General features: G+C 42.8%; 19 protein-coding genes. 8 read left to right on the plus strand and 11 right to left on the minus strand.

Features of this window, described 5'->3' with window-relative positions; genetic code table 11:
• The first annotated feature begins 117 nt into the window (after window positions 1-117).
• Window positions 118-825, plus strand: coding sequence for a DUF1361 domain-containing protein (locus tag GC098_RS05150; protein ID WP_171641564.1), 708 nt, complete (start codon window positions 118-120; stop codon window positions 823-825).
• On the plus strand, window positions 822-1,211 hold the full coding sequence (locus GC098_RS05155) for a glyoxalase superfamily protein (RefSeq protein ID WP_171641566.1): 390 nt from the start codon (window positions 822-824) through the stop codon (window positions 1,209-1,211). The genes GC098_RS05150 and GC098_RS05155 overlap by 4 nt, the downstream gene beginning before the upstream one ends.
• A gap of 136 nt (window positions 1,212-1,347) precedes the next feature.
• Here GC098_RS05155 and GC098_RS05160 read toward each other — a convergent pair whose 3' ends face one another.
• Window positions 1,348-2,766, minus strand: a complete 1,419-nt coding sequence (locus GC098_RS05160; RefSeq protein WP_246321078.1) for an aspartate ammonia-lyase — start codon at window positions 2,764-2,766, stop codon at window positions 1,348-1,350.
• A 523-nt stretch (window positions 2,767-3,289) separates the two neighbouring features.
• On the opposite strand from GC098_RS05160, the gene GC098_RS05165 reads away from it, so the two are divergent.
• Window positions 3,290-4,489, plus strand: coding sequence for an ornithine--oxo-acid transaminase (locus tag GC098_RS05165; RefSeq protein WP_171641570.1), 1,200 nt, complete (start codon window positions 3,290-3,292; stop codon window positions 4,487-4,489).
• A gap of 153 nt (window positions 4,490-4,642) precedes the next feature.
• On the opposite strand, the gene GC098_RS05170 is transcribed toward GC098_RS05165, so the two are convergent.
• The 5 genes from GC098_RS05170 to GC098_RS05195 form a co-directional block, all read right to left on the minus strand.
• Window positions 4,643-5,296, minus strand: a complete 654-nt coding sequence (locus tag GC098_RS05170; RefSeq protein ID WP_171641572.1) for a carbohydrate-binding family 9-like protein — start codon at window positions 5,294-5,296, stop codon at window positions 4,643-4,645.
• Between the two features lie 196 nt (window positions 5,297-5,492).
• Window positions 5,493-5,708: a phage terminase small subunit-related protein gene (locus tag GC098_RS05175; protein ID WP_171641574.1), complete on the minus strand. Its 216-nt coding sequence runs from the start codon at window positions 5,706-5,708 to the stop codon at window positions 5,493-5,495.
• 726 nt (window positions 5,709-6,434) lie between these two features.
• A complete protein-coding gene (locus GC098_RS05180; RefSeq protein WP_171641576.1) occupies window positions 6,435-6,590 on the minus strand; it encodes a site-specific integrase in 156 nt (51 codons plus the stop codon).
• Between the two features lie 299 nt (window positions 6,591-6,889).
• Window positions 6,890-7,333, minus strand: coding sequence for a DUF2663 family protein (locus tag GC098_RS05190; RefSeq protein ID WP_171641580.1), 444 nt, complete (start codon window positions 7,331-7,333; stop codon window positions 6,890-6,892).
• 118 nt (window positions 7,334-7,451) lie between these two features.
• Window positions 7,452-7,685: a cold-inducible protein YdjO-related protein gene (locus GC098_RS05195; protein ID WP_052229221.1), complete on the minus strand. Its 234-nt coding sequence runs from the start codon at window positions 7,683-7,685 to the stop codon at window positions 7,452-7,454.
• A gap of 156 nt (window positions 7,686-7,841) precedes the next feature.
• On the opposite strand from GC098_RS05195, the gene GC098_RS05200 reads away from it, so the two are divergent.
• The gene (locus tag GC098_RS05200) at window positions 7,842-9,107 is read left to right on the plus strand and encodes an MFS transporter (RefSeq protein ID WP_171641581.1); all 1,266 of its coding nucleotides are present in this window, start codon (window positions 7,842-7,844) and stop codon (window positions 9,105-9,107) included.
• A gap of 117 nt (window positions 9,108-9,224) precedes the next feature.
• On the plus strand, window positions 9,225-11,594 hold the full coding sequence (locus GC098_RS05205; RefSeq protein WP_171641583.1) for a helix-turn-helix domain-containing protein: 2,370 nt from the start codon (window positions 9,225-9,227) through the stop codon (window positions 11,592-11,594).
• A gap of 99 nt (window positions 11,595-11,693) precedes the next feature.
• On the opposite strand, the gene GC098_RS05210 is transcribed toward GC098_RS05205, so the two are convergent.
• A complete protein-coding gene (locus GC098_RS05210; protein ID WP_171641585.1) occupies window positions 11,694-12,284 on the minus strand; it encodes a CBO0543 family protein in 591 nt (196 codons plus the stop codon).
• Between the two features lie 335 nt (window positions 12,285-12,619).
• Here GC098_RS05210 and GC098_RS05215 point away from each other — a divergent pair, with 335 nt between their 5' ends.
• From GC098_RS05215 to GC098_RS05225, 3 genes are all read left to right on the plus strand, one after another.
• On the plus strand, window positions 12,620-14,272 hold the full coding sequence (locus GC098_RS05215) for a type 2 periplasmic-binding domain-containing protein (protein ID WP_171641587.1): 1,653 nt from the start codon (window positions 12,620-12,622) through the stop codon (window positions 14,270-14,272).
• Between the two features lie 70 nt (window positions 14,273-14,342).
• The gene (locus tag GC098_RS05220) at window positions 14,343-15,272 is read left to right on the plus strand and encodes an ABC transporter permease (protein ID WP_171641589.1); all 930 of its coding nucleotides are present in this window, start codon (window positions 14,343-14,345) and stop codon (window positions 15,270-15,272) included.
• A 16-nt stretch (window positions 15,273-15,288) separates the two neighbouring features.
• Window positions 15,289-16,164 carry a carbohydrate ABC transporter permease gene (locus tag GC098_RS05225; RefSeq protein ID WP_171641591.1) on the plus strand — a complete coding sequence of 292 codons (876 nt, stop codon included), beginning with the start codon at window positions 15,289-15,291 and terminating at the stop codon, window positions 16,162-16,164.
• Between the two features lie 49 nt (window positions 16,165-16,213).
• Here the strand turns inward: GC098_RS05225 and GC098_RS05230 are convergent, their stop codons facing one another.
• From GC098_RS05230 to GC098_RS05245, 4 genes are all read right to left on the minus strand, one after another.
• Complete coding sequence (locus tag GC098_RS05230; protein WP_171641593.1) at window positions 16,214-17,071, minus strand: type II CAAX endopeptidase family protein; 858 nt, start codon at window positions 17,069-17,071, stop codon at window positions 16,214-16,216.
• Window positions 17,068-17,622 (minus strand): PadR family transcriptional regulator, encoded by a 555-nt coding sequence (locus GC098_RS05235; protein WP_171641595.1) that lies wholly within the window; start codon window positions 17,620-17,622, stop codon window positions 17,068-17,070. The genes GC098_RS05230 and GC098_RS05235 overlap by 4 nt, the downstream gene beginning before the upstream one ends.
• Before the next feature lie 147 nt (window positions 17,623-17,769).
• Complete coding sequence (locus tag GC098_RS05240) at window positions 17,770-19,527, minus strand: glycoside hydrolase family 2 protein (RefSeq protein ID WP_171641597.1); 1,758 nt, start codon at window positions 19,525-19,527, stop codon at window positions 17,770-17,772.
• A 178-nt stretch (window positions 19,528-19,705) separates the two neighbouring features.
• Window positions 19,706-19,984 carry a hypothetical protein gene (locus tag GC098_RS05245; RefSeq protein ID WP_171641599.1) on the minus strand — a complete coding sequence of 93 codons (279 nt, stop codon included), beginning with the start codon at window positions 19,982-19,984 and terminating at the stop codon, window positions 19,706-19,708.
• Window positions 19,985-20,037 lie beyond the last annotated feature (53 nt).

Raw genomic sequence — 20,037 nt, forward strand, 5'->3', positions numbered from 1 at the left:
GAGGATAACGGGTTATTTGCTTGTTACAGGTAGTAAATAAATGTAAGATATAGACATAATCTTGGGTGGGGTGGCATCACTCACTGCCAAATACATAGACCAAGTGTGGAGCCTACAATGAAAACCTTGAATCACTGGTACCTGCATCTCTTTCTGATCTTGCTCTCGCTTTCCACAATTGGGGTCTACTTTTTGTTCAAAAACCAAACCTATTATGAATTTCTACTTTGGAACTTATTCCTCGCTTGGATTCCGTATATCCTTGCTGTGATAGCCCATTTTATACACACTCGTAAATCTATGATCTTGAAAAAATTCATTTTAATCGTAGTCGGATTAGCTTGGTTATTATTCCTGCCAAACTCTCCGTATGTCATTACGGACTTCATTCATTTAACGATTTTGAAGGACTCTTATGTACAAAAAGGAGCGCTCTCCTTTACATATTGGTATGATTTTTTCATCATCTTCTTATTTGCATGGAACGGTCTATTGCTAGGATGCAGCTCCATGTACATCATTCAAAAGATATGGAAAGAGCGATTCAATCACTTTGTTTCATGGCTGATCATCGCATTGACCGCGCTTCTATCCGGGTATGGCATACTTTTGGGAAGAGAATATCGCTTAAACAGTTGGGATGCTTTACTCAATAACGGAATACTGGAAATCCTGCGAGAAACTCTGCATCAAGAGGCCTTCGTTTTCTGCTTATTAGTCGGATTTGTTATCATGACGGTTTACATAACCTTTTATGTACTCGTAAATGGCATAGGCAGCTCAAGAAATTCAAGTGCGTACACAAACGAAAAAACAAGGAGATGATTGTTATAACAACTATTAAAGGTGTGACGCCCATTTTTAGAATGTTCGACGAGAGGAAGGCAAAGGAATTCTACATCGATTACTTGGGTTTTTCGTTAGGTTGGGAGCATCGTTTTGAGAGTGAGATGCCGCTTTACATGGAGGTTAGTTTAGGCGAATGTAAATTGCACCTTTCTGAGCATTATGGGGATTGCAGCCCGGGTGCAGCGGTTCGAATAGAAATCGTGGATATAGAAGCTTTTCATTCTAATTTGAAAAATAAAAAATATACCTATTCTCGTCCTGGCTTAGAAATGAGCCCATGGCATACCAGAGAAGTTTGCGTCACAGATCCATTCGGAAATAAGCTTACCTTTTATGAATCGTTGAACGACCATGTGGATTAAGACGTCGCAAGCAGCAATCCAGAAAAATGATGCTAAAAACGCCCCCAACTCATCTACCGATGGGTCGGGGGCGTTCGTTTTATGAGCAGGCTTTAGCCAGCTGTCGTAGACTGCAAAGCTTCTTCACCCAGCAGCCCTAGTCGGCAGGTTGCAGCAATCTCTCGCCAGCGATGCCCGGCGTGGTCATCTGAATCGGATTGAGGATTTCTTCAATCTCCTCAGTTGTAAGCAGCCCACGCTCTAGGATCAGCTCTTTGAGCGTCATGCCAGTGCGCACAGCTTCTTTCACTAGTTGCGCGGCGACTTCGTAGCCGAGATGCGGGTTCAAGGCTGTGACGATGCCGAAGCTTTGCTCGACATAAGTCGCACAGCGCTCGCGGTCGGCTTCCAAGCCCTCAATCGCAAAGCGCTCGAACACGTCAGCCGCGTTCCGCAGTATTTTCAGCGATTGTAGAAGGTTGAACGCAAGTACGGGTCCCATTACGTTTAGTTCAAATTGACCGGCTTCGCAAGCCAAGCAGATGGTATGATCGTTGCCAATGACTTGGAACGCCACTTGATTCACGACCTCTGGCATAACAGGGTTTACTTTACCCGGCATAATGGAAGATCCTGGTTGTCTCGGTGGCAGTTTCAGCTCCCCTAAGCCTACGCGAGGACCTGAAGCCATTAATCGGATATCATTGCATATTTTCGAAAGGTTCACGGCGCATACTTTCAAGGAAGCGGAAAGCTCTGTGTAGGCATCCATGTTTTGGGTGCCGTCGACCAAATGCTCGGCTAGTTCAATGGGTATTCCCACTTGCCCTTTTAGATGAAACATAACCCGTTCCACATACTCAGGCTTTGCATTAAGCCCTGTTCCTACAGCAGTAGCCCCCATATTAACGGTCAAAAGTCCCTTAGAAGCATGGCGAATACGATTAATATCACGCTGGATGACACGTGCATAAGCGCCGAATTCTTGGCCCATACGAATAGGAACTGCATCCTGAAGATGCGTTCGCCCCATTTTAATGACATCATCAAATTCCGTTTCCTTACGTGCAAAAGCACTCTGGAGTGAAATCATAGTTTCAATCAATTGCTCAGATAAACGGTACGCGGCAATTTTGATGGCGGTAGGGATAACGTCGTTTGTGGATTGCGACATGTTGACATGATTGTTCGGATTACAATGGAAATAATTGCCCTTTTCCTCGCCAAGCAGCTCCAAAGTCCGGTTAGCAAGCACTTCGTTCATGTTCATATTGATGGAGGTTCCCGCTCCGCCTTGAATAGAATCAACAATAAATTCCTCAAGTAACTGACCTTGTCTAACTTCTTCAGCTGCTTTGACTAATTGTTCACCGATTTTTTTTGGCAGCATATGTGTTTCCATATTCGCAATTGCAGCTGCCCTTTTTACTTCTGCCAAAGCTGTAATGAGCTCTGCGTGAATTTTAACTCCCGTAATTGGGAAATTCTCTAATGCACGCATCGTTTGAATGCCATAATAAGCTTGGGATGGAACTTGTTTTTCACCTATAAAGTCTTTTTCAATGCGATGAGTCATCGTAGACACCATTCCTTTTTTCTACAAAGTATATTGCTCGAAGTTGCTAAGTAGGTGTTCCGAAAATCCTTCTAACTCTCTGCCGCTAGACCAATTGAACGCAATGCATGGCATTCATAAGCGCTCATCTGAAGAATTCGCGACCGCTTTCGAGAATCCTGCAATATCTGACACGTTCTGTAATAAATTTTTGACCACTGATCAATTCTCCCGCTTCTAATAATATTTCCTATTTCGACAATTCAAGTCTTCTCATATTTGCAACATTATAAATGGATTTGCACATAATGATTGAACTTGGCCAATTTCGTGAAGACTTGTATCACTGTCTAAAGCTATGTATTTATATATGCTAGGAGAAGCACAAACGCATAGGGGATTTACCTCATAGGATTTATATTTGCAACGTTCATGAGTTGACGAATACAATGGATTAAACAAGCTCGCTATGTGAGACAATTAGAAAGATACAGGGAATGCCGGCGAGTTTGGCTTACAAGCTGCACGTCAGGGAGGAATTGTTATGGATACGATAAGTTCGATGATTATTGAAAAAACGGAAAAATACGGGGCACGCAATTACCATCCGCTGCCTATCGTGATATCGAAAGCGGAAGGCGTTTGGGTCGAGGATCCAGAAGGAAACCGTTACATGGATATGCTTAGCGCTTACTCCGCCTTAAATCAAGGACATCGTCATCCTCACATTCTGAGAGCGCTTCATGAGCAAGCCGAGAAGGTAACTCTGACATCTAGAGCTTTCCATAGTGAGACGTTAGGTTCGTTTTATGAAAAATTAGCGAATTACACAGGTAAGCCGATGATTTTACCGATGAATACAGGTGCCGAAGCGGTCGAAACCGCAGTAAAGGCTATTCGCCGTTGGGGCTACGAAGTGAAAGGAATCCCTGCCGATCAAGCCGAAATTATTGTCTGTGAAGGGAATTTCCACGGACGGACAGTGACGATCACTTCCTTCTCCTCGTCGCCGGAATATCAACGCGGCTTCGGGCCTTTTACGCCGGGGTTCCGCATTATTCCCTACGGGGATGCGGCGGCGCTGCGTGAGGCCATCGGCCCGAACACGGCGGGTTTCCTGTTCGAGCCTATTCAAGGTGAGGCCGGTATTGTGATTCCGCAGGCTGGTTACCTGCGGGAATGTTATGAGCTATGCCAGGCGAATAACGTGTTGTTCGTCGCGGACGAAATCCAAACAGGATTTGGCCGTACGGGTCGCCGCTTCGCATGCGACTGGGAAGGCGTAACGCCGAACCTGTACATCATGGGCAAAGCCCTCGGCGGCGGTGTGTTCCCGATCTCGGCGGTCGCCGGTGATCGAGAGGTTCTTGATGTTTTCGAGCCGGGCTCCCACGGCTCGACGTTCGGGGGTAATCCGCTCGGCTGCGCCGTCGCGATCGCGGCGCTGGAGGTCACCCTGAACGAGCGGCTCGCAGAGCGCTCGGATGAGCTTGGCTCTTATTTCCTGAAGCGACTTCAGGAAATTCAATCTCCACAGATTACGGAGATTCGCGGCCGCGGGCTGTTCATCGGTATTGACCTTAAGGTTTCAGCTCGTCCGTTCTGTGAAGAGCTGAAAGCCAAGGGTCTACTGTGCAAGGAGACACACGAGCACATTATTCGCTTGGCTCCGCCTCTTACGATTACGAAGGAAGAGCTCGATTGGGCTTGGCAGCAAGTAAATGACGTGCTGAATGAAGCCTAGTTCATCAAGCATAATAAGCCCTCTAGCTTTTGTTGAAGCTAGAGGGCTTTGCTTTAAATTTGCTTTAAGATTGTTTTTCATCGTTATAGAGCCACTTTTACGAACTGCTGCCAATTTAGCGATGAAAAACAACGTTACAGCACCCCGACTATTCTATTCTTTCACAAAAACAAGTGTCCCGAATCGATGCGGCATATGGAAATCGACTTTACCGGTGGGTGACCAAGCCCAATAATGCCGATTACCTTCTAGATCATCATCAATTCTATATAAATTCCAACGCCACTCAGCGCCATGCTGAGGTGTCCAGTTTTCGCCATTCTCCTGCATCAGCTCTTGCTCTTGCCCCCGCTCCCAATCCAAATCAGCAAAAGGAATTCGCAGATCGTAAGTCCTCCACCCATCGGACCCATCCAAAACTTGCGTATGCATTCCCTTCGCATCCCATGCAACATCTATCTCTTTATCCCCACCGTTATAATGGATCAAAGCATCGAATACGACATTGCGCGGACTCACTTCGAACTCGTAATAAACCGCTCCGGTACCGCTTTTATCAATAAATACCTCAACCACATCTTCCAAATAAATAGGATCATCTCGCCGCTCCATCGTTGCCACGACGTGATCATCCTCACATTCGAATCGTATATGCAGTGCATCCGCTGTCCAACACGCGCGAAAGCGAGTCTTGAGCCGCGGCTTCTCTCCCGTTACAACTTCCCTTAAATAAGGGGCCTCAACCTCCATATCTTCCCATTTCCATATTCCGTTCTCTGCATCTATATAGCGACATTCATATCTCATCCGTTCCGACATCCTCGCTTCCTATTAACTCTTATATACAATATTAATATCTTATTACATTGAGTCCTCTAGGTAAAATCAAGATTACTCACAATGACTCAAATTCTATAAGGTTTTTCACCCTTTAGATAACTTATCATGAATCATAGTAAATCGCTATGCGGTATCGATTTTCGCAATCTTTCCGCACACCGACTCATTGTACCATCCCCATTGCAGCCGTTTGAGCTGAAAGAGCTCGGCCCGGCTTAGGACTAGGCAGCTTGTCCCAACCGTCCATACTTTTCCATTTACGGACAATTGCAGCACTGACACCTAACTTGTCCGCAATCTGAACAGGCTTCATCTGCCGGCCGCTCTTGAGCCAGAGCTTTAACGCCTTTTCTCTGTCTGGACTGCGTTTCCGTGACATTCAAATCACCCACCCCCAAGTATGTATTTTTTATGCAAGGAGATATGTATAGAATTCAATATTTTATACAGAAGTACTTTCCTTTAACGGTGCGGAGAATCCCTCGACCATGCATGTTTTTCGGTAAATACAGAATAGGCCTTTATGCATCATTTATGCAAAACACCGAGAAGGCGCATGGTTATGGGGTTTTCTTTTTTCATGCTGATCATCAAATTTGCATTTGCAAACAGTAATTTTGGACATTTATGCAACTATTATTCAATCAGGGGAATCATTTTAACGGTTATATACACTAACGAAATGTGCATGTGCCTTATATACCTGTCCAATCAAAGGATAGATACTGACATAGTATAAGGTGTAGTTAAATCCATTTAAAAGGAGTTGCATTTATATGGGATATGCAGTAGAAGGACATGGACATCGTCGTAATAATATGGCCGAAGTTTTAGTTCTCTTTATCCTTTTGGTTATCATTACAATGTCTTTTGCATGGTAATAATGTTGTTTTAATAAAAGAGTGCCTTAGCATTTATTTCCTAGCTAAGGCGCTCTTTTATTATTTGAGTTTGAATTCCTATTTTTCTTCTTGACGGCTTTTTTTGCAGATTGCTTTCAAATTTCTTTGAGCTGAAAATAAGCTGAAATCTACTAATAACTGTAAATGTTTATTGGATTTTTTCCGTTTTATGAAAATGAGTGCATCATTAATGGTCGTTGTATTTAGCTCAGTCGTAGTATAACCTTGTCCATTGCACCTTGTGTAAGCCCTAAATAACGCAATGTAGTCGTTTGTTTCCCATGGTTGAACATATCCATTTGGAACGCTAAATTAGCCGGATTCTGGACATACAATCGGTATCCCCAAGTCTTCCTCATCGTGTGACATCCAATTTCACTGAAGTCTAATGGCTGAAGCTGGCGATGATCTCGACACCATACAGGAGCAGCTCGGTCACCAGAAGGGCAGCGACGTCACTCGTTCCATTTACCTACATATAACAAAAGCGCGCGAGAAACGCGACGTGGATCGTCTGGACGCATTGCTTGATGCGACTGAATGAAAACAAACGGTAAAACCCTATCAACCGTAATGGTTTGGTGGGGTTTTACCGTTTGTGGGTAAAGTGTGGGTAAGATTAATTGAAATACACAAAAGTCATATTCTATAAGGAGCATTAACTCTTGTATACAATATTAATATCATATTCGTTATCTAGAAAGCTAGAAATTTGATCCCGAGATTCCGACTTTACGTCCTTTAACCAAGAAGCGTCCAACTTCTCGATGACTTCCTTTCTTAAATCCTCGTATTTCGTCTTCGCTTTTTCTATCCTAGTCACGCGATTTCTTGTAAATAGGAACAATGATATACAAGCCAGAAGAGAGCCCGACAGGAACTTGTTTGAAATAAGCAAATCGAGGATGGACAGTGCATTCCCGCCAGAAGTCAATAATACCTTTTGATAGAAAACGTATATGAAATAGAGAATCAAACACGCAGTCAATATAGAGAATAAAGGTTGAGTCTCCTTGAGCTTGTCCCATTCCTGTTTCCTATCCCGAAGTTTGTAAAGTATCTTGATCGCATCGTCACTTAGATTAAGTTCAGGCCATTGCATAACGCACTCCCCCTCTCTAGCATCTTATGCTTGGACACTGCTATTCTTTCCAAAAAAAAAAGACCAAGAGCATCTCTCTTCACGCAAGGCGAAGATGCTATTGATCTTTTGAATTTTACTAGAATCGTTTTTTCCCAACTAAAAACTTTTTATTTCCTTTTTTAGCTGTTACAGGCACATGCTTGTAGCTGCGCACCATCGGATTTTTGCATAATGGACAAGTTGGTAAAGCTTCCGTAACGAATTCTTTGCGAACCCATGCTTTACAATCTGTCTCTTTACATTTCCAAATTTCTATCTGTTCGACTTCTGGCTTTTGATCTTCGGTCACGGTACTCGTTGGTGTAGACATTCAGTTATGTGCTCCCTGCTTCGTAGATTAGACTACTTATTATTATACAGATCAGATCGAATATCAAGTCTTTCCCGTGTTCAAAATTATTTACCAGTGGTAGAATGGATAAGGCGGTTACAATTTAGACACAGAATACAAAGGCAGGAATAATTTATGACAAATTTACTAAGTGAATGGAAGTCACAATTTCATGGCTACAGCCGAAATATTATGCTCTTCTTTTGGTTTAATTTTGTATGGAACTTAGGTTTAGGTATGTTTGGTCTCGTCTATAACCTTTATGTCAGAAGTCTCGGCTATGACCAAACAACTGTTGGCAGCATGGTTGGTATGGCATCTCTTGCAGCGGCCATTATTCTCATTCCCGCGGGTTTAATGAATGATCGCTTCGGACCTAAGCGCGTCATTACAATTGGTCTCATTTTTACCATCGTAACATTGACGGCTCGCTCTCTTATTGAAGTCAAAGAGGGTATGCTCATCTCGTCATTCTTGGGCGGTATGGCTCTTGCTGTTGTTTCTGCAACCATTCTACCGTTTATGGCCAACAACTCTACTCCACAGCAGCGTGTTCACCTGTTCAGCTTTAACATGGCTCTTGTCATGCTAGCGAATGTAGTCGGTATTGCACTTGGCGGCGTTCTTTGTGATCTTTTTCAATTCATTATCGGTTTAGACGAAATTCGAAGCTTGAGATTTACCTTATTAACTGGAGTTGGTATCGCAGCACTTGGTTTTATACCTATGGCTTTTTTTGAAAAGAGTGAGCAAGAAATTCATCAACGTGGCGAATCACTAAAGTGGAAGCAAGTGTGGAGCGTACATAAACCATCCTTACAGGTTATTGGCATTTTTTGTTTATTAGGCCTGTTGTCATCCATGGGTGGGGGAATGATTGTCCCCTATTTAAATGTGTATTTTGAAGATCGCTTTGAAGCTTCGAAATCCGCAATAGGCATCGTTGTAGCTTTAGGTCAAGCCGCAACAGCGATTGCTTTTCTCATTGGACCCATGATTGTAAAGAGATTCGGAGAAGTTAAATCTGTCGTATACCTGCAGTTATGTTCCATTCCATTTCTCCTCCTAACCGCTTTTTCTGCTAACTTTTACTTATCATCGGGTGGGTACTTGTTCCGGCAAGCCTTAATGAACGCCGCTAATCCTTTTTATAATTCGATCAAAATGAGTTACGTCAACCGATCGCTTCGGGGATTAGCGTCCAGTTCAGGGGAAGCCGTTTTTCATCTAGGTTGGTTCCTTGCTTCACCAGTAAGTACGGGCCTTGTTTTCCGCTATGGCTCTTACTACGGCTACGCGTATGCTTTCTGCATCACAGCTGTAGTCTATACAGTAATCTCCTATTTATTCTACTTCTTTTTCGGGAAAAATCGGTTTAAACCCGTTGAGGAATCTGCATGAAAAATTGATTCTTTCTATCGTTGACTTGAACGATGGAAAGGAAATACAATACATGAGAGCGTATTCATTCCGAGCCTAGTGCTCATCATCGATGATCGATTGTGAGGGGATTTGCTTATGCGGAATAAAATCTTCTTTAATGGACAAAGTATCGTCTTAACGTGGATGATCTCCTATATCGTCATTCTACTTTTACCCGTGGCAATCGGCTTATTATTGTATGTGGAATCCAGTAAAACACTGAAGGAAGAAATTCAGCAAGCCAATGATTCCCTATTAAAACAAGTAAGGGAAATTATGGACAATCAGTTTAAAACCATGGAACAACTGAACTTCGAGATTACGTGGAATGTAAGCGTCCAGGAGCTGCTCTATTCGAATAAGTATGAAGCTTTTCCCAAAGAATATAGATATGATGCTTATCAAATCGCACGCATTCTTTCTATGTACAAAACCTCCTACCCGCTGATCGACTCTTTCTATATTTATTTAAATAAAGATCAATCTGCAATTCTTCCTACCACCGTTAGAACAAATAGCTTTGCCTATGAAACTTTACATATGAGCGATGCTTTTTCATTCTCTTCCTGGCAAGCTATTGTAACAAGAAGCAATTTCAAAGGCTTTATTCCCATGTACCGGATTGGTGACGATAATAAACTGCAAAAAACGGTAGCCTACATCAGCACATACCCCGAAGAGCATAATAAACCACTTGCTACCAATGTCATTATGGTCGATCAGTCACGTATAATTGGCGCCATTCAAAATATGGAAATTTTCAACAAAGGTCACGTACTTATCCTAAATAATGAAAATCAAATTCTAGCTTCCAACTCCGCAGATTCACTTCCTGCCGATTTTCCTTTTGATAAATTAGAGAGCTCGTCTAACTTCTATTACACCGATTCTAATGCCGAGAAATATGAAGTTTTCAACATCCAGTCACCTCTTTCCAAACTAAAATATGTGTCTATGATGCCCAGCACCGTATATTGGAAAAAAGCCGCTCACATCCGTAACCTGACTTATACGAGCATGGCGATCAGTTTGCTTGGTGGGGGTATACTAACCTACGTATTTCTAAGAAGAAATTACAATCCAGTACGTCGCTTAGTTCATGCATTTTCCAAAAAACAGACCTTACAATCTAGTAAACGATACAATGAATTTCATTTCCTACAAGAAGCCGTGGACAGTACGTTGATCGAAATTGCCAATTTCAAGAGTAAAATGGAGCAGCAGCGGCACATTGTCCGCTCCCACTTTATCGAAAAGCTGCTGAAAGGAAAATTAGACAGCCAGATTCCTATCGATGAGGCCTTAACCACCTTTGAAATGAAGCTAGATCGGCAGGATTTTGCCGTCATGCTTTTTGTTGTCGATAAGAGTGAACCCTTCTTTGAACGAATTAACCATACGCCTGAAGAGGATAAATGGAAGCTTCTTCAATTTATTATTATGAATGTCGTGGAGGATCTGATATCGGAGAGGCACCGCGGTTATGCAGCCGAGATTGATGATACCCTCGCCTGTTTAGTCAATTTAACTATGGAAGATGGAAATAGCTCCAAGTTGGAGTTACTTAGAATCGCAGACAAAGCGCAAACTTTCCTCTCTTCCACCTACGACATAAACTTAACAATTTCAATAAGCAGTATCCATGAACACCTCGCTAATGTACCTCAAGCTTTCTTAGAAGCTCTAGATTCCATGGCCTTTAAGCTTGTTATGGGTGGGCCAGAGATTCTATCGTATGACGATTTGCAAACAAGTACCACTTGCGAGTCTAATACCGGCTATTATTATCCGGCGCAGATTGAGCAGCAATTCATGTATGCCGTGAAGTTGGGGGAACTTGAAGAAGCGCAGATGATTCTTACTGAGATTATGAATAAAAACTTTGATAATCCTGGCATTTCCGTCTCCTTAACGAAGTGCCTCATGCTCAACCTGGTAACCACCATGATGAAAAGCATTAGCGAAACCGGAGATATCCAGGAAAGCTTCTTTATACGCAACCCTAAGCTTCTCGACCGCCTTCTATGCAGTAAAACCGTTCATGACATGCAGCTTCAGCTCAGTGATATGCTCGAACAAGTGTGTGTCTACACATCCGCCAAACGGCAGCATACGATTTCACTTACACGACAGAAAGCGCTGGAGCAATTGGTAAATGAAGTGAATGCCTACATCGAACATAACTACACAGATGCTAATCTGAATGTCACGATGATTGGCAGCCACTTTAACCGCAAAGCCACCTACCTCTCGAAGCTATTCAAGGATTATGTGGGAGAGGGGCTGCTCGATCGCATTAATAAGGTCAGAATCGAGAAATCCAAGCAGCTGCTGGGGCGGCAAGAACAATCGGTCGGCGATGCGGCTTACGGTGTGGGCTTCAATGATATTAATGCTTTTATTCGGGTTTTCAAAAAGGTAGAGGGCATCACACCGGGGAAATACAAAGAGCTGATTGAAAAATAAATGAACCACATTTAAGATGCAAAATTTTTATTTGGGCAGCCGTAAGGCCGCCCTTTTTCGATATGATGCACAACAATTTCTAGGCCAATATTTGTTTGTTTAACGTGCTTTTTGTTTACGATTCCATACCTTTTGAGTTGGGCTGTATTCTCTGGTGTAGTTATCTCTACTATTAGCGACTAAGTCTGTTAAAGCTTTGACCACGATGGCGATGAAGAATAAAGTAACCAATGATCCAAAATAGCTCCAATGATCTAATTTGTAGATACCGAGCGCAACAAAAATGGGTTCGGCTATATAGGCATTAATCAAACAAATGAATAAATTTGCGACTAAAAACATTCGCCAAGTTGTAAACATTTGATACATCAGAGCGAAGATACTTGGCACAGCAAGAAAGTCAACTGCGTTGAAATTCTCAGTAAATACAAAGAACTCATGTGGATAGCTCCAGAGCGAAATGAATTGCCCTATTTGATCAACTGTTCCTACGATTATAAAGCAAAACAATAAGGCTAATGTGATTCTTAGAACACTACCTCTATCCATAAAAATAAGAAATGCTATGAAAAAAAATAGATTAACCAATAAAATGAACCACCAATTAAAAGTGAATAAAGTATGATTAAGCCACCAAGTCATTTCCATTTGATGAAGCTTATTCGTTAAGTTATCAATTTCAGTAAACATACTTGATGCACTCTCCTTATGTTTGAATTTACAGGTTGGAAATATTGACCATCCCTTTTTTCATCAGTAGTATTCCACTCCTTCATTGATCTATTCAATGCCTACTATTTTGGCTTAAACGAGGCAATTCTGCCGGTCATCGACGGAATATTGGCTATTTTGATGAAGCAATTGGATATTTTGTAGAGTCTACACACAGATTTCGAGAAGCAATTGGATATTTTGCAGATAGTTAAAATGGAAGCGTTGTCATATAGTTGGGTTAGATAAGCAGAAAAATCAGTATCGCTTTCGATGCCAGTTTTTCTGGCGAAAAACTCTTAGGAGGTCAACCTATGAAAAAGAACAGAAAAAAAATGTTCACCATGCTGGTTGCAACATCATTGATGGGGACCTTAGTCGTTGCATGCTCATCCAACACACCGACTACTGTCAACAGCGCTAGTCCTAAAGCAACAACTGGGGGCACGACCGCTCCGAGCGGAGCCGCTGTCACTTATCCGCTAAAAGTGGACAAAACTCTAACCTACTGGGGTGAGCTTTCAGGTAACCTAACGGGAGTAAAAGCAGCCCATGCAGATGTACCTTTTTTCCAAGATTGGCAGAAGAAAACGGGTGTTAATTTAAAGTTCAGTGCTCCGCCAACAAACCAAGCCGCACAAACCCTAAATGTCATGCTTGCCTCAGGTGATCTGCCCGATATGATTGAGTTTGATTGGCAGGGAGCATTTCCCGGCGGGCCTGAAAAAGCGATCAAAGATGGGTACATTCTTAAACTTAATGATACGATCGATAAATTTGCACCGAATTTGAAGAAGTTCCTCAAAGAGCATCCGGAAGTTGATAAACAAGTAAAAACCGATAATGGCAGCTATTATGTCTTCCCTTTCATCCGCGGCGATGATTACCTGCGTGTATTCCAGGGACCCATCGTACGGAAGGATTGGCTGGATGATCTGGGTCTACCTATTCCTCAAACCATCGATGAGTGGTACACAACACTCAAAGCCTTTAAGGAGAAAAAAGGCGCAACGGCTGCCTTCTCCGTCGTAAGTGTTCCCAGACCTTTCAATGAATTAGCAAACGGCGCTTTTGCCGGTGCCTTCGGTGTGACGCGTGATTTCTTTATCGACAATGGCACAATTAAGTTTGGCCCAGCTGAAAAAGGCTACAAAGATTTCCTAGCTACCTTCCACAAATGGTACGAAGAAGGGCTGATTGATAAAAACTTCGCAACTGCGGATGGCAAATCCTTAGACGCCAACATGGCTTCCGGTGCGACTGGTGTGACCGTACAGAACGCCGGTGGAGGCATCGGTAAATGGCAGCCGCTAATTACAGCTAAAGATCCTAAAGGCATTCTCATCGGAGCTCCATATCCGGTTCTCAAAAAAGGCGACATCCCGATGTACGGCCAGAAGGATCCCGCTAGTGCGCCCGGAGGTATGGTTGCCATCACTGCGTCTTCCAAAAATATTGAAACCGCAGCGAAGCTTCTTGACTATGGCTACTCCGAAGAAGGTCATATGTTCTTCAATTTCGGAACGGAAGGCGTTGCTCATAAATTAGAGAACGGTTACCCGAAATATACGGACCTTCTCATGAAAAACCCGGATAAATTGGCACCGGCACAAGCCCTGTCACTGTACATCCGCGGTAACTATAATGGTCCTTTCGTTCAGGATAAACGCTATATCGAGCAATATCTGGCTTTGCAAACACAACGCGATGCCGTTTCCACTTGGCAAAAAACGGATGTTGATAAACACAAATTGCCTCCTATTACAGCTACACCGGAAGAAAGCACAGAGCTTGCCAAAATCATGACTGACCTCAATACACTAGTCGATGAAATGACGCTCAAAATTATTTTAGGAACAGAGCCAGTCGATAGCTTTGATAAATACATGGAAAAATTCAAATCCGTTAAGCTAAGCCGTGCTCTCGAAATTAAAAAGGCATCCTTAGATCGTTATAACAAAAGGTAGATGACAGGCCAGGGGGAGGGCAGCGGCTCTCCCCACTTTACTAGAATCTCACGGCGAAAGGAGAGATATCATGCGTAAAGCAGGGGAAGCAACCTTCCAAATACGCTTCAAGCGCGATTTTCTGCTGAATAAATATTTATACTTGATGATGGTTCCCGTTCTGGCTTACTACTTTATCTTCCATTATGCGCCGATGTATGGAGCCTTGATTGCGTTTAAAGAATATACCCCTAATAAAGGCATTCTGGGTAGTAGCTGGGTTGGCTTCCAGCACTTTAATGATTTCTTCAGCAGCTATTATTTCTGGAGAATACTCAAGAATACCGTCATTATTTCCCTTTACTCGCTATGTTTTGAATTCCCAGCTCCGATTATTTTGGCTGTTCTTATTAATGAGCTTACGAATAAAAAGTTTCAACGCTTCGTTCAGACGGTCACCTACATGCCGTATTTTATTTCACTCATCGTTATTGTCGGGATGATCAAAGATTTTACAAATAACGGCGGTTTAATTAATAACTTTCTGACTAATTTTGGCTTCAATGATACGGCTATGCTGCAGAAACCGGAATTGTTCCGAACAATCTATATCTTATCTGAAATATGGCAAAAAATCGGATGGGAATCCATTATTTATCTAGCCGCACTCATGGGCATTGACCAGGAGCAGTACGAAGCGGCGAAAATGGACGGGGCTAACAGAATCAAGCAAATTTGGCATATTACCTTGCCGGGTATTCTCCCAACCATTGCGATCATGTTCATTCTACGCATGGGGAATTTGTTGAACGTAGGCTTCGAGAAAATTATTTTACTCTATAACCCCAGCACCTACGATACGGCGGACGTCATCTCTTCTTTCGTTTATCGTAAAGGGCTCATAGAATTTGGTTGGAGCTACAGCTCAGCGGTTGGTTTGTTCAATTCTGTGATTAATCTAGCCTTACTCATTGCAGCAAACAAAATAAGTAAAAAGATAAGTGAAAACAGCTTATGGTGATGGAGGTGATGTTGAAATGAAAACGAGCTATTCGGACAGAGTATTCGTCACGTTAATCCACGTCTTGCTGCTTATGCTTGTTGTTGTTACCCTGTATCCTCTTCTTTATGTCACCTTTGCTTCGTTTAGCGACGCCGGCCAATTGATCACGCATAAAGGGTTCCTGATTAAGCCTCTGGGCTTCAGTTTAGAAGCTTACAAAAGCGTTTTTCATAACCCTGCTATTCTAAAAGGCTACCAAAATACGTTGTTTATCCTTTTCTTCGGCGTCATTACGAATCTTATTGTTACTGCTTTAGGCGCTTATGTGCTCTCCCGTAAAAATGTGATGTGGAATCGTGTCTTCATCTTCGTTGTCGTATTAACGATGTTTTTCAGCGGTGGACTTATTCCGCTCTATCTGGTTGTAAAAGGCGTCGGTTTAATCGACTCTCTATGGGCGACCATTTTGCCCTTTGCCGTTAACACATTTAATCTGATCATCATGCGTACAGCCTTCATGGCTGTTCCTGAAAGCTTAGAGGAATCAGCGAAAATGGACGGCGCCAATCATTTCGTAATTCTTTTTCGCATCATCATTCCACTCTCTATGCCTGTCATTGCCGTAATGATCTTGTACTATGCTGTTGAGAAATGGAACGGGTGGTTCTATGCCTCTATCTTCTTGAAGGATCGTGACCTCTACCCGCTCCAGCTCACTTTGCGAGAAATACTAATAGCGAATAATACCGATTCCATGTCATCAGGGGCTAATGCGGCCGAACAATTTCAAATAGGGGAAACGATCAAATATGCAACTATCATGATAGCCTCTGTGCCTATTCTGATCTTGTATCCCTTCGTGCAAAAGTATTTCGTCAAAGGCGTCATGATTGGCGCTGTCAAAGGGTAAAACAAATCGCCGTACGCCTCTTAAACGAGGTAACGGCGATTGCTTTGTGCTAAACCGGGAACTGTGGTTGTTTTGGGAAGCCAGGAGGACTTTGCCGTAGCGATGCTCTTTTTCTTCTTTTATACATCCATAGTCCGGCAAGTGCCGTTAAGACAATGGCGAGGATTCCTTCCGGACTAGGCATAGCCAAATAACTAAATTCCGCTTGCACGAGAACGAATTTTTTTAGAATCAATGTATCAATGAAGGCATTTCCAGCCATGTGCATGAAGACGGCTGGCCAAACGCTTCGAGTCATCAGCAGAATCTCACCATACAGAACCGCCATAACAATCACACCAAGCATCATGCGAGGGATATAGGTGATCATGCTTTCTGTAGTCTCCACGAATAGAAATAAATAAGGAAAATGCCACACGCCCCAAATTAACCCCACGGCAATATGAACGACAACACGATGATAACCAAGCGAATAAAGCTTTGGAGCCAAATAGCCCCTCCATGCAAATTCCTCAAAAATGTTTTTGATGAGGCTTGGTACAAGAGCTAAAACGACTGCCGTCAAATAGTGAGAAGACATTGGGGACATATCCGTCCACCCCAAGCTTGAACTGATTCCGACAATCACCATGGTCATGAAGGGAAAGAATAGCAGGCTGAATATATAGAGAAATACATTTCCTTTGACTCGAGGTTTGATGCCGAAATCTTTCCACCCATCTCCCATCCAACTGCGCAAAATGACCATCATCAGGAGGGGAGAAACAATCCAAATCAATTGTCCAAGACTGCCATTTTCATCCGTTCTGGCCTGCAAATCAACCAGTCGTCCGATCCAGCCGCAGCTTAACGCAACAAGCGAGAAAATAATCACGTTTCTCAGCGTCTTGTTATTCTTTACGTTCAAGGTCCCAGCTCCTCTATTATTTTCTGTGCATACTTCCCATACCACGCCTTCAAGAAATCATAATAATCACTTCCGAAATCCAGCGTATCCAACCTACTTCTCACCCTCGGGTTGTTGAGTAGCTCTTGGTTTTTCCCGAGTTGTTCCCGATTCATTTGCTGAAACATCTTCAAAGTGGACCGGACCGTTTCGATCTCATTCAAGTACGTTTCAATGAGTTCGAGTTTTCTGGAATCTTCGACGTAGTTGAAGAAGAACATTTTGACGAGTGCCGGATCCCTTGGTTTGTCTAATGCGATCGGCTCACTTGCCCAACTCAAGAATTCCTTTTCTCCTTCTTCGGTGATTGAGTAAACCTTCTTGTTCCTTCCCCCTTGACGCACCTCCGTTAAATGAACATGCCCATTCTGAACGAGTTTCTTTAAGGCTGGCTGTATGCTCCCTTGGCTGGAATTATAGAAAAATCCGGTGCTTGTCTCCATGCTTTTCTTAAGATCATATGACGACTTATCCCCGTCCAGCAGCAAACCCAGAATGATTTTGTCCTGCATGATGGACCTCCTCTTGCTTCTTGTAGACATGTCTATTAGACATATATAAAATGAATTTATTCCCTTTATTTGCTTTTGTCAACAAGGTTAAAAGCAAACAAGGGAACCCCTAAAGATTCCCTTGTTTCTTAATCAGCGTAAGCCAGATTACTTACGATCATTAATAGCTTTAATGATTTCTACTGGAATTTTCGGCTTTCTATCATACGTAAGAAGACCGTTAATTTCCTGTTCAACATCGGTTAACTGCGTATAACAGTATCCCTGTACAACGCCTGAGTTTAGCAGAGGACGTATGACGACGCGAAGCTTTTTCTCAAAATCCTCGTCATTATCCGCTCCTGAATATCCCCAACCCTCCCATTCGCTTTTCTTGTAAGCAATACCGCCAAATTCGGTTACAAGAATCGGCTGATCTTCATAAGGGAAGCCTTCAACAAATAAGCGGCGATTCGCTGGCATCGCATGAACAGCTTTATCGCTAGAACTATAGCGCTCTTCCAGCACACCTTCACGCCACTCATAGTCATGAATGGTGAACAGATCCGTTTTCACTAGCTCCCACCCATCGTTAGACACAACCGGACGCATCGGATCAAGCGATTTGGTCAAATGATACATGGTCAGGGCATGCTGCTGCTGCAATTTATCGATTTGAATATTAGGCACTCCCCAGCTCTCATTGAGGGGAACCCAGGCAATAATCGAAGGATGATTGTAATCGCGATCGATAGAAGCTATCCATTCATTCGTAAATCGACTAACATATTTCTCTGTATATTCGTACGCATTAGCCGCCTCGCTCCAAACGACCAATCCGAGCTTATCGCACCAGTATAGAAATCTTGGATCCTCCAGCTTTTGATGTTTCCGTGCGCCGTTAAAGCCCATTGCCTTCGTTAGCTCGACATCTTCCTTGATCGCTTCATCACTTGGCGGCGTCAAATTGCCATCTGGGAAATACCCCTGATCCAGAACCATTTTCAAAAAATAAGGGCGATTGTTCAAGCATAATTTACCGTCTTCGATGGATACCTTACGCATGCCGAAATAACTCGTTACCACATCTACAGCTTTATTATCAACCAGCAGCGTGAACGTGACATCATATAAATTCGGATGCTCCGGTGTCCACCAAGCACCGAGCCCATGATCGTTGAAATCATTAAGACGAATTTTTCTCGCACCGGAGCTGCTTCTCATCCCATACGTATCTTCCGACACGAGTTCTCCATTAAAAGATATCTCTACTTTCATCTGCTGCTTAGCATTTGAATCAGAACCCTGGATAAAGAATTGGAATTCCACTTGTTTCTCATCGATATCCGGGGTAATTTTCACTTTGTCCAAATAGCCGTCGTTAGATACCGCTTCCATCCATACGGTTTGCCAAATGCCTGTCGTTCTTGTATAAAAAATACTTGCGGAATCCGTATGCCAATATTGCTTTCCTCTCGGCAGCGTAACATCTTTGCTATAATCGACCGCTTTGACAACCAGCTTGTTCGTCCCAGCTTGAAGCGCATCCGTGATGTCTGCATGGAAAGGGGTATGACCACCTTCGTGCTTAGCAACCAGCACCCCATTCACCCAAACCGAAGCTTCGTAATCCACCGCTCCAAAGTGAAGCAGAATCCGCTTATTCTGAAAATCATCGGGTAAAGTTAGATCTCGGCGGTACCATACAACATCGTGAAACTCATTGCTCCCAATGCCGCTCAATTTACTTTGAAAAGCGAATGGCACTTGAATGGTCTTGTATAACTTTCTATTCCCTAAATGCCACTTCTCTTTACTGCCTACACGATCATCATCAAATTCAAATTCCCATTCGCCATTCAGGTTGATCCAGCTATCTCTTACAAATTGAGGTCTAGGGTACTCAGCTCGTGGTTGGTTGGTCATCGGTCATCATTGCCTCCATATAATTAATTTAAAAGTTAACTAAATAACATGAATAACTCTTAGATTATTATCATATCAAGCCCATCTAATGTCAATATGCGTTATTCAATTAACTTTCAAGTTACGATAAAAAAAGAACACCTCATCTCAGAGGTGTCCCGTTCCTTTTATCACATATTTAATCGATGTATCCGGCAAATCCCTTTTTCATTAAATAATCCATCTCAGCTTCCAAAATGGTATCTACCGCCAGCTCTGTCAATTTCACATCGGGTCTGCCCAGAATATGATCGATCAGTTCATCGCTATCAATATCAACTTCCCCTTTGGCATTTTCTTCTGCTTTGATAATAAAATCCTTCTCATACTTCAAAACCAGCTGAATTTGCTTAGGATCGGCCTTCGATTTGTCTACGATGAATTGTATTAGCTCTTGTTCGTTTAATTGCTCTGTCATTTGATGTCATCTCCTAATGGTTGTTTATGACTATTGTAGCATAGTTGTCTGTG

Origin of the sequence: Paenibacillus phytorum (assembly GCF_013141715.1) — a bacterium.
Lineage (GTDB): Bacteria > Bacillota > Bacilli > Paenibacillales > NBRC-103111 > Paenibacillus_E > Paenibacillus_E phytorum.

Coding starts and splice junctions, on each gene's coding strand:
- GC098_RS05150 (WP_171641564.1), top strand. CDS start 118: ATGAAAACCTTGAATCACTGGTACCTGCATCTCTTTCTGATCTTGCTC.
- GC098_RS05155 (WP_171641566.1), top strand. CDS start 822: ATGATTGTTATAACAACTATTAAAGGTGTGACGCCCATTTTTAGAATG.
- GC098_RS05160 (WP_246321078.1), bottom strand. CDS start 2,766: ATGACTCATCGCATTGAAAAAGACTTTATAGGTGAAAAACAAGTTCCA.
- GC098_RS05165 (WP_171641570.1), top strand. CDS start 3,290: ATGGATACGATAAGTTCGATGATTATTGAAAAAACGGAAAAATACGGG.
- GC098_RS05170 (WP_171641572.1), bottom strand. CDS start 5,296: ATGAGATATGAATGTCGCTATATAGATGCAGAGAACGGAATATGGAAA.
- GC098_RS05175 (WP_171641574.1), bottom strand. CDS start 5,708: ATGTCACGGAAACGCAGTCCAGACAGAGAAAAGGCGTTAAAGCTCTGG.
- GC098_RS05180 (WP_171641576.1), bottom strand. CDS start 6,590: ATGAGGAAGACTTGGGGATACCGATTGTATGTCCAGAATCCGGCTAAT.
- GC098_RS05190 (WP_171641580.1), bottom strand. CDS start 7,333: ATGCAATGGCCTGAACTTAATCTAAGTGACGATGCGATCAAGATACTT.
- GC098_RS05195 (WP_052229221.1), bottom strand. CDS start 7,685: ATGTCTACACCAACGAGTACCGTGACCGAAGATCAAAAGCCAGAAGTC.
- GC098_RS05200 (WP_171641581.1), top strand. CDS start 7,842: ATGACAAATTTACTAAGTGAATGGAAGTCACAATTTCATGGCTACAGC.
- GC098_RS05205 (WP_171641583.1), top strand. CDS start 9,225: ATGCGGAATAAAATCTTCTTTAATGGACAAAGTATCGTCTTAACGTGG.
- GC098_RS05210 (WP_171641585.1), bottom strand. CDS start 12,284: ATGTTTACTGAAATTGATAACTTAACGAATAAGCTTCATCAAATGGAA.
- GC098_RS05215 (WP_171641587.1), top strand. CDS start 12,620: ATGAAAAAGAACAGAAAAAAAATGTTCACCATGCTGGTTGCAACATCA.
- GC098_RS05220 (WP_171641589.1), top strand. CDS start 14,343: ATGCGTAAAGCAGGGGAAGCAACCTTCCAAATACGCTTCAAGCGCGAT.
- GC098_RS05225 (WP_171641591.1), top strand. CDS start 15,289: ATGAAAACGAGCTATTCGGACAGAGTATTCGTCACGTTAATCCACGTC.
- GC098_RS05235 (WP_171641595.1), bottom strand. CDS start 17,622: ATGCAGGACAAAATCATTCTGGGTTTGCTGCTGGACGGGGATAAGTCG.
- GC098_RS05240 (WP_171641597.1), bottom strand. CDS start 19,527: ATGACCAACCAACCACGAGCTGAGTACCCTAGACCTCAATTTGTAAGA.
- GC098_RS05245 (WP_171641599.1), bottom strand. CDS start 19,984: ATGACAGAGCAATTAAACGAACAAGAGCTAATACAATTCATCGTAGAC.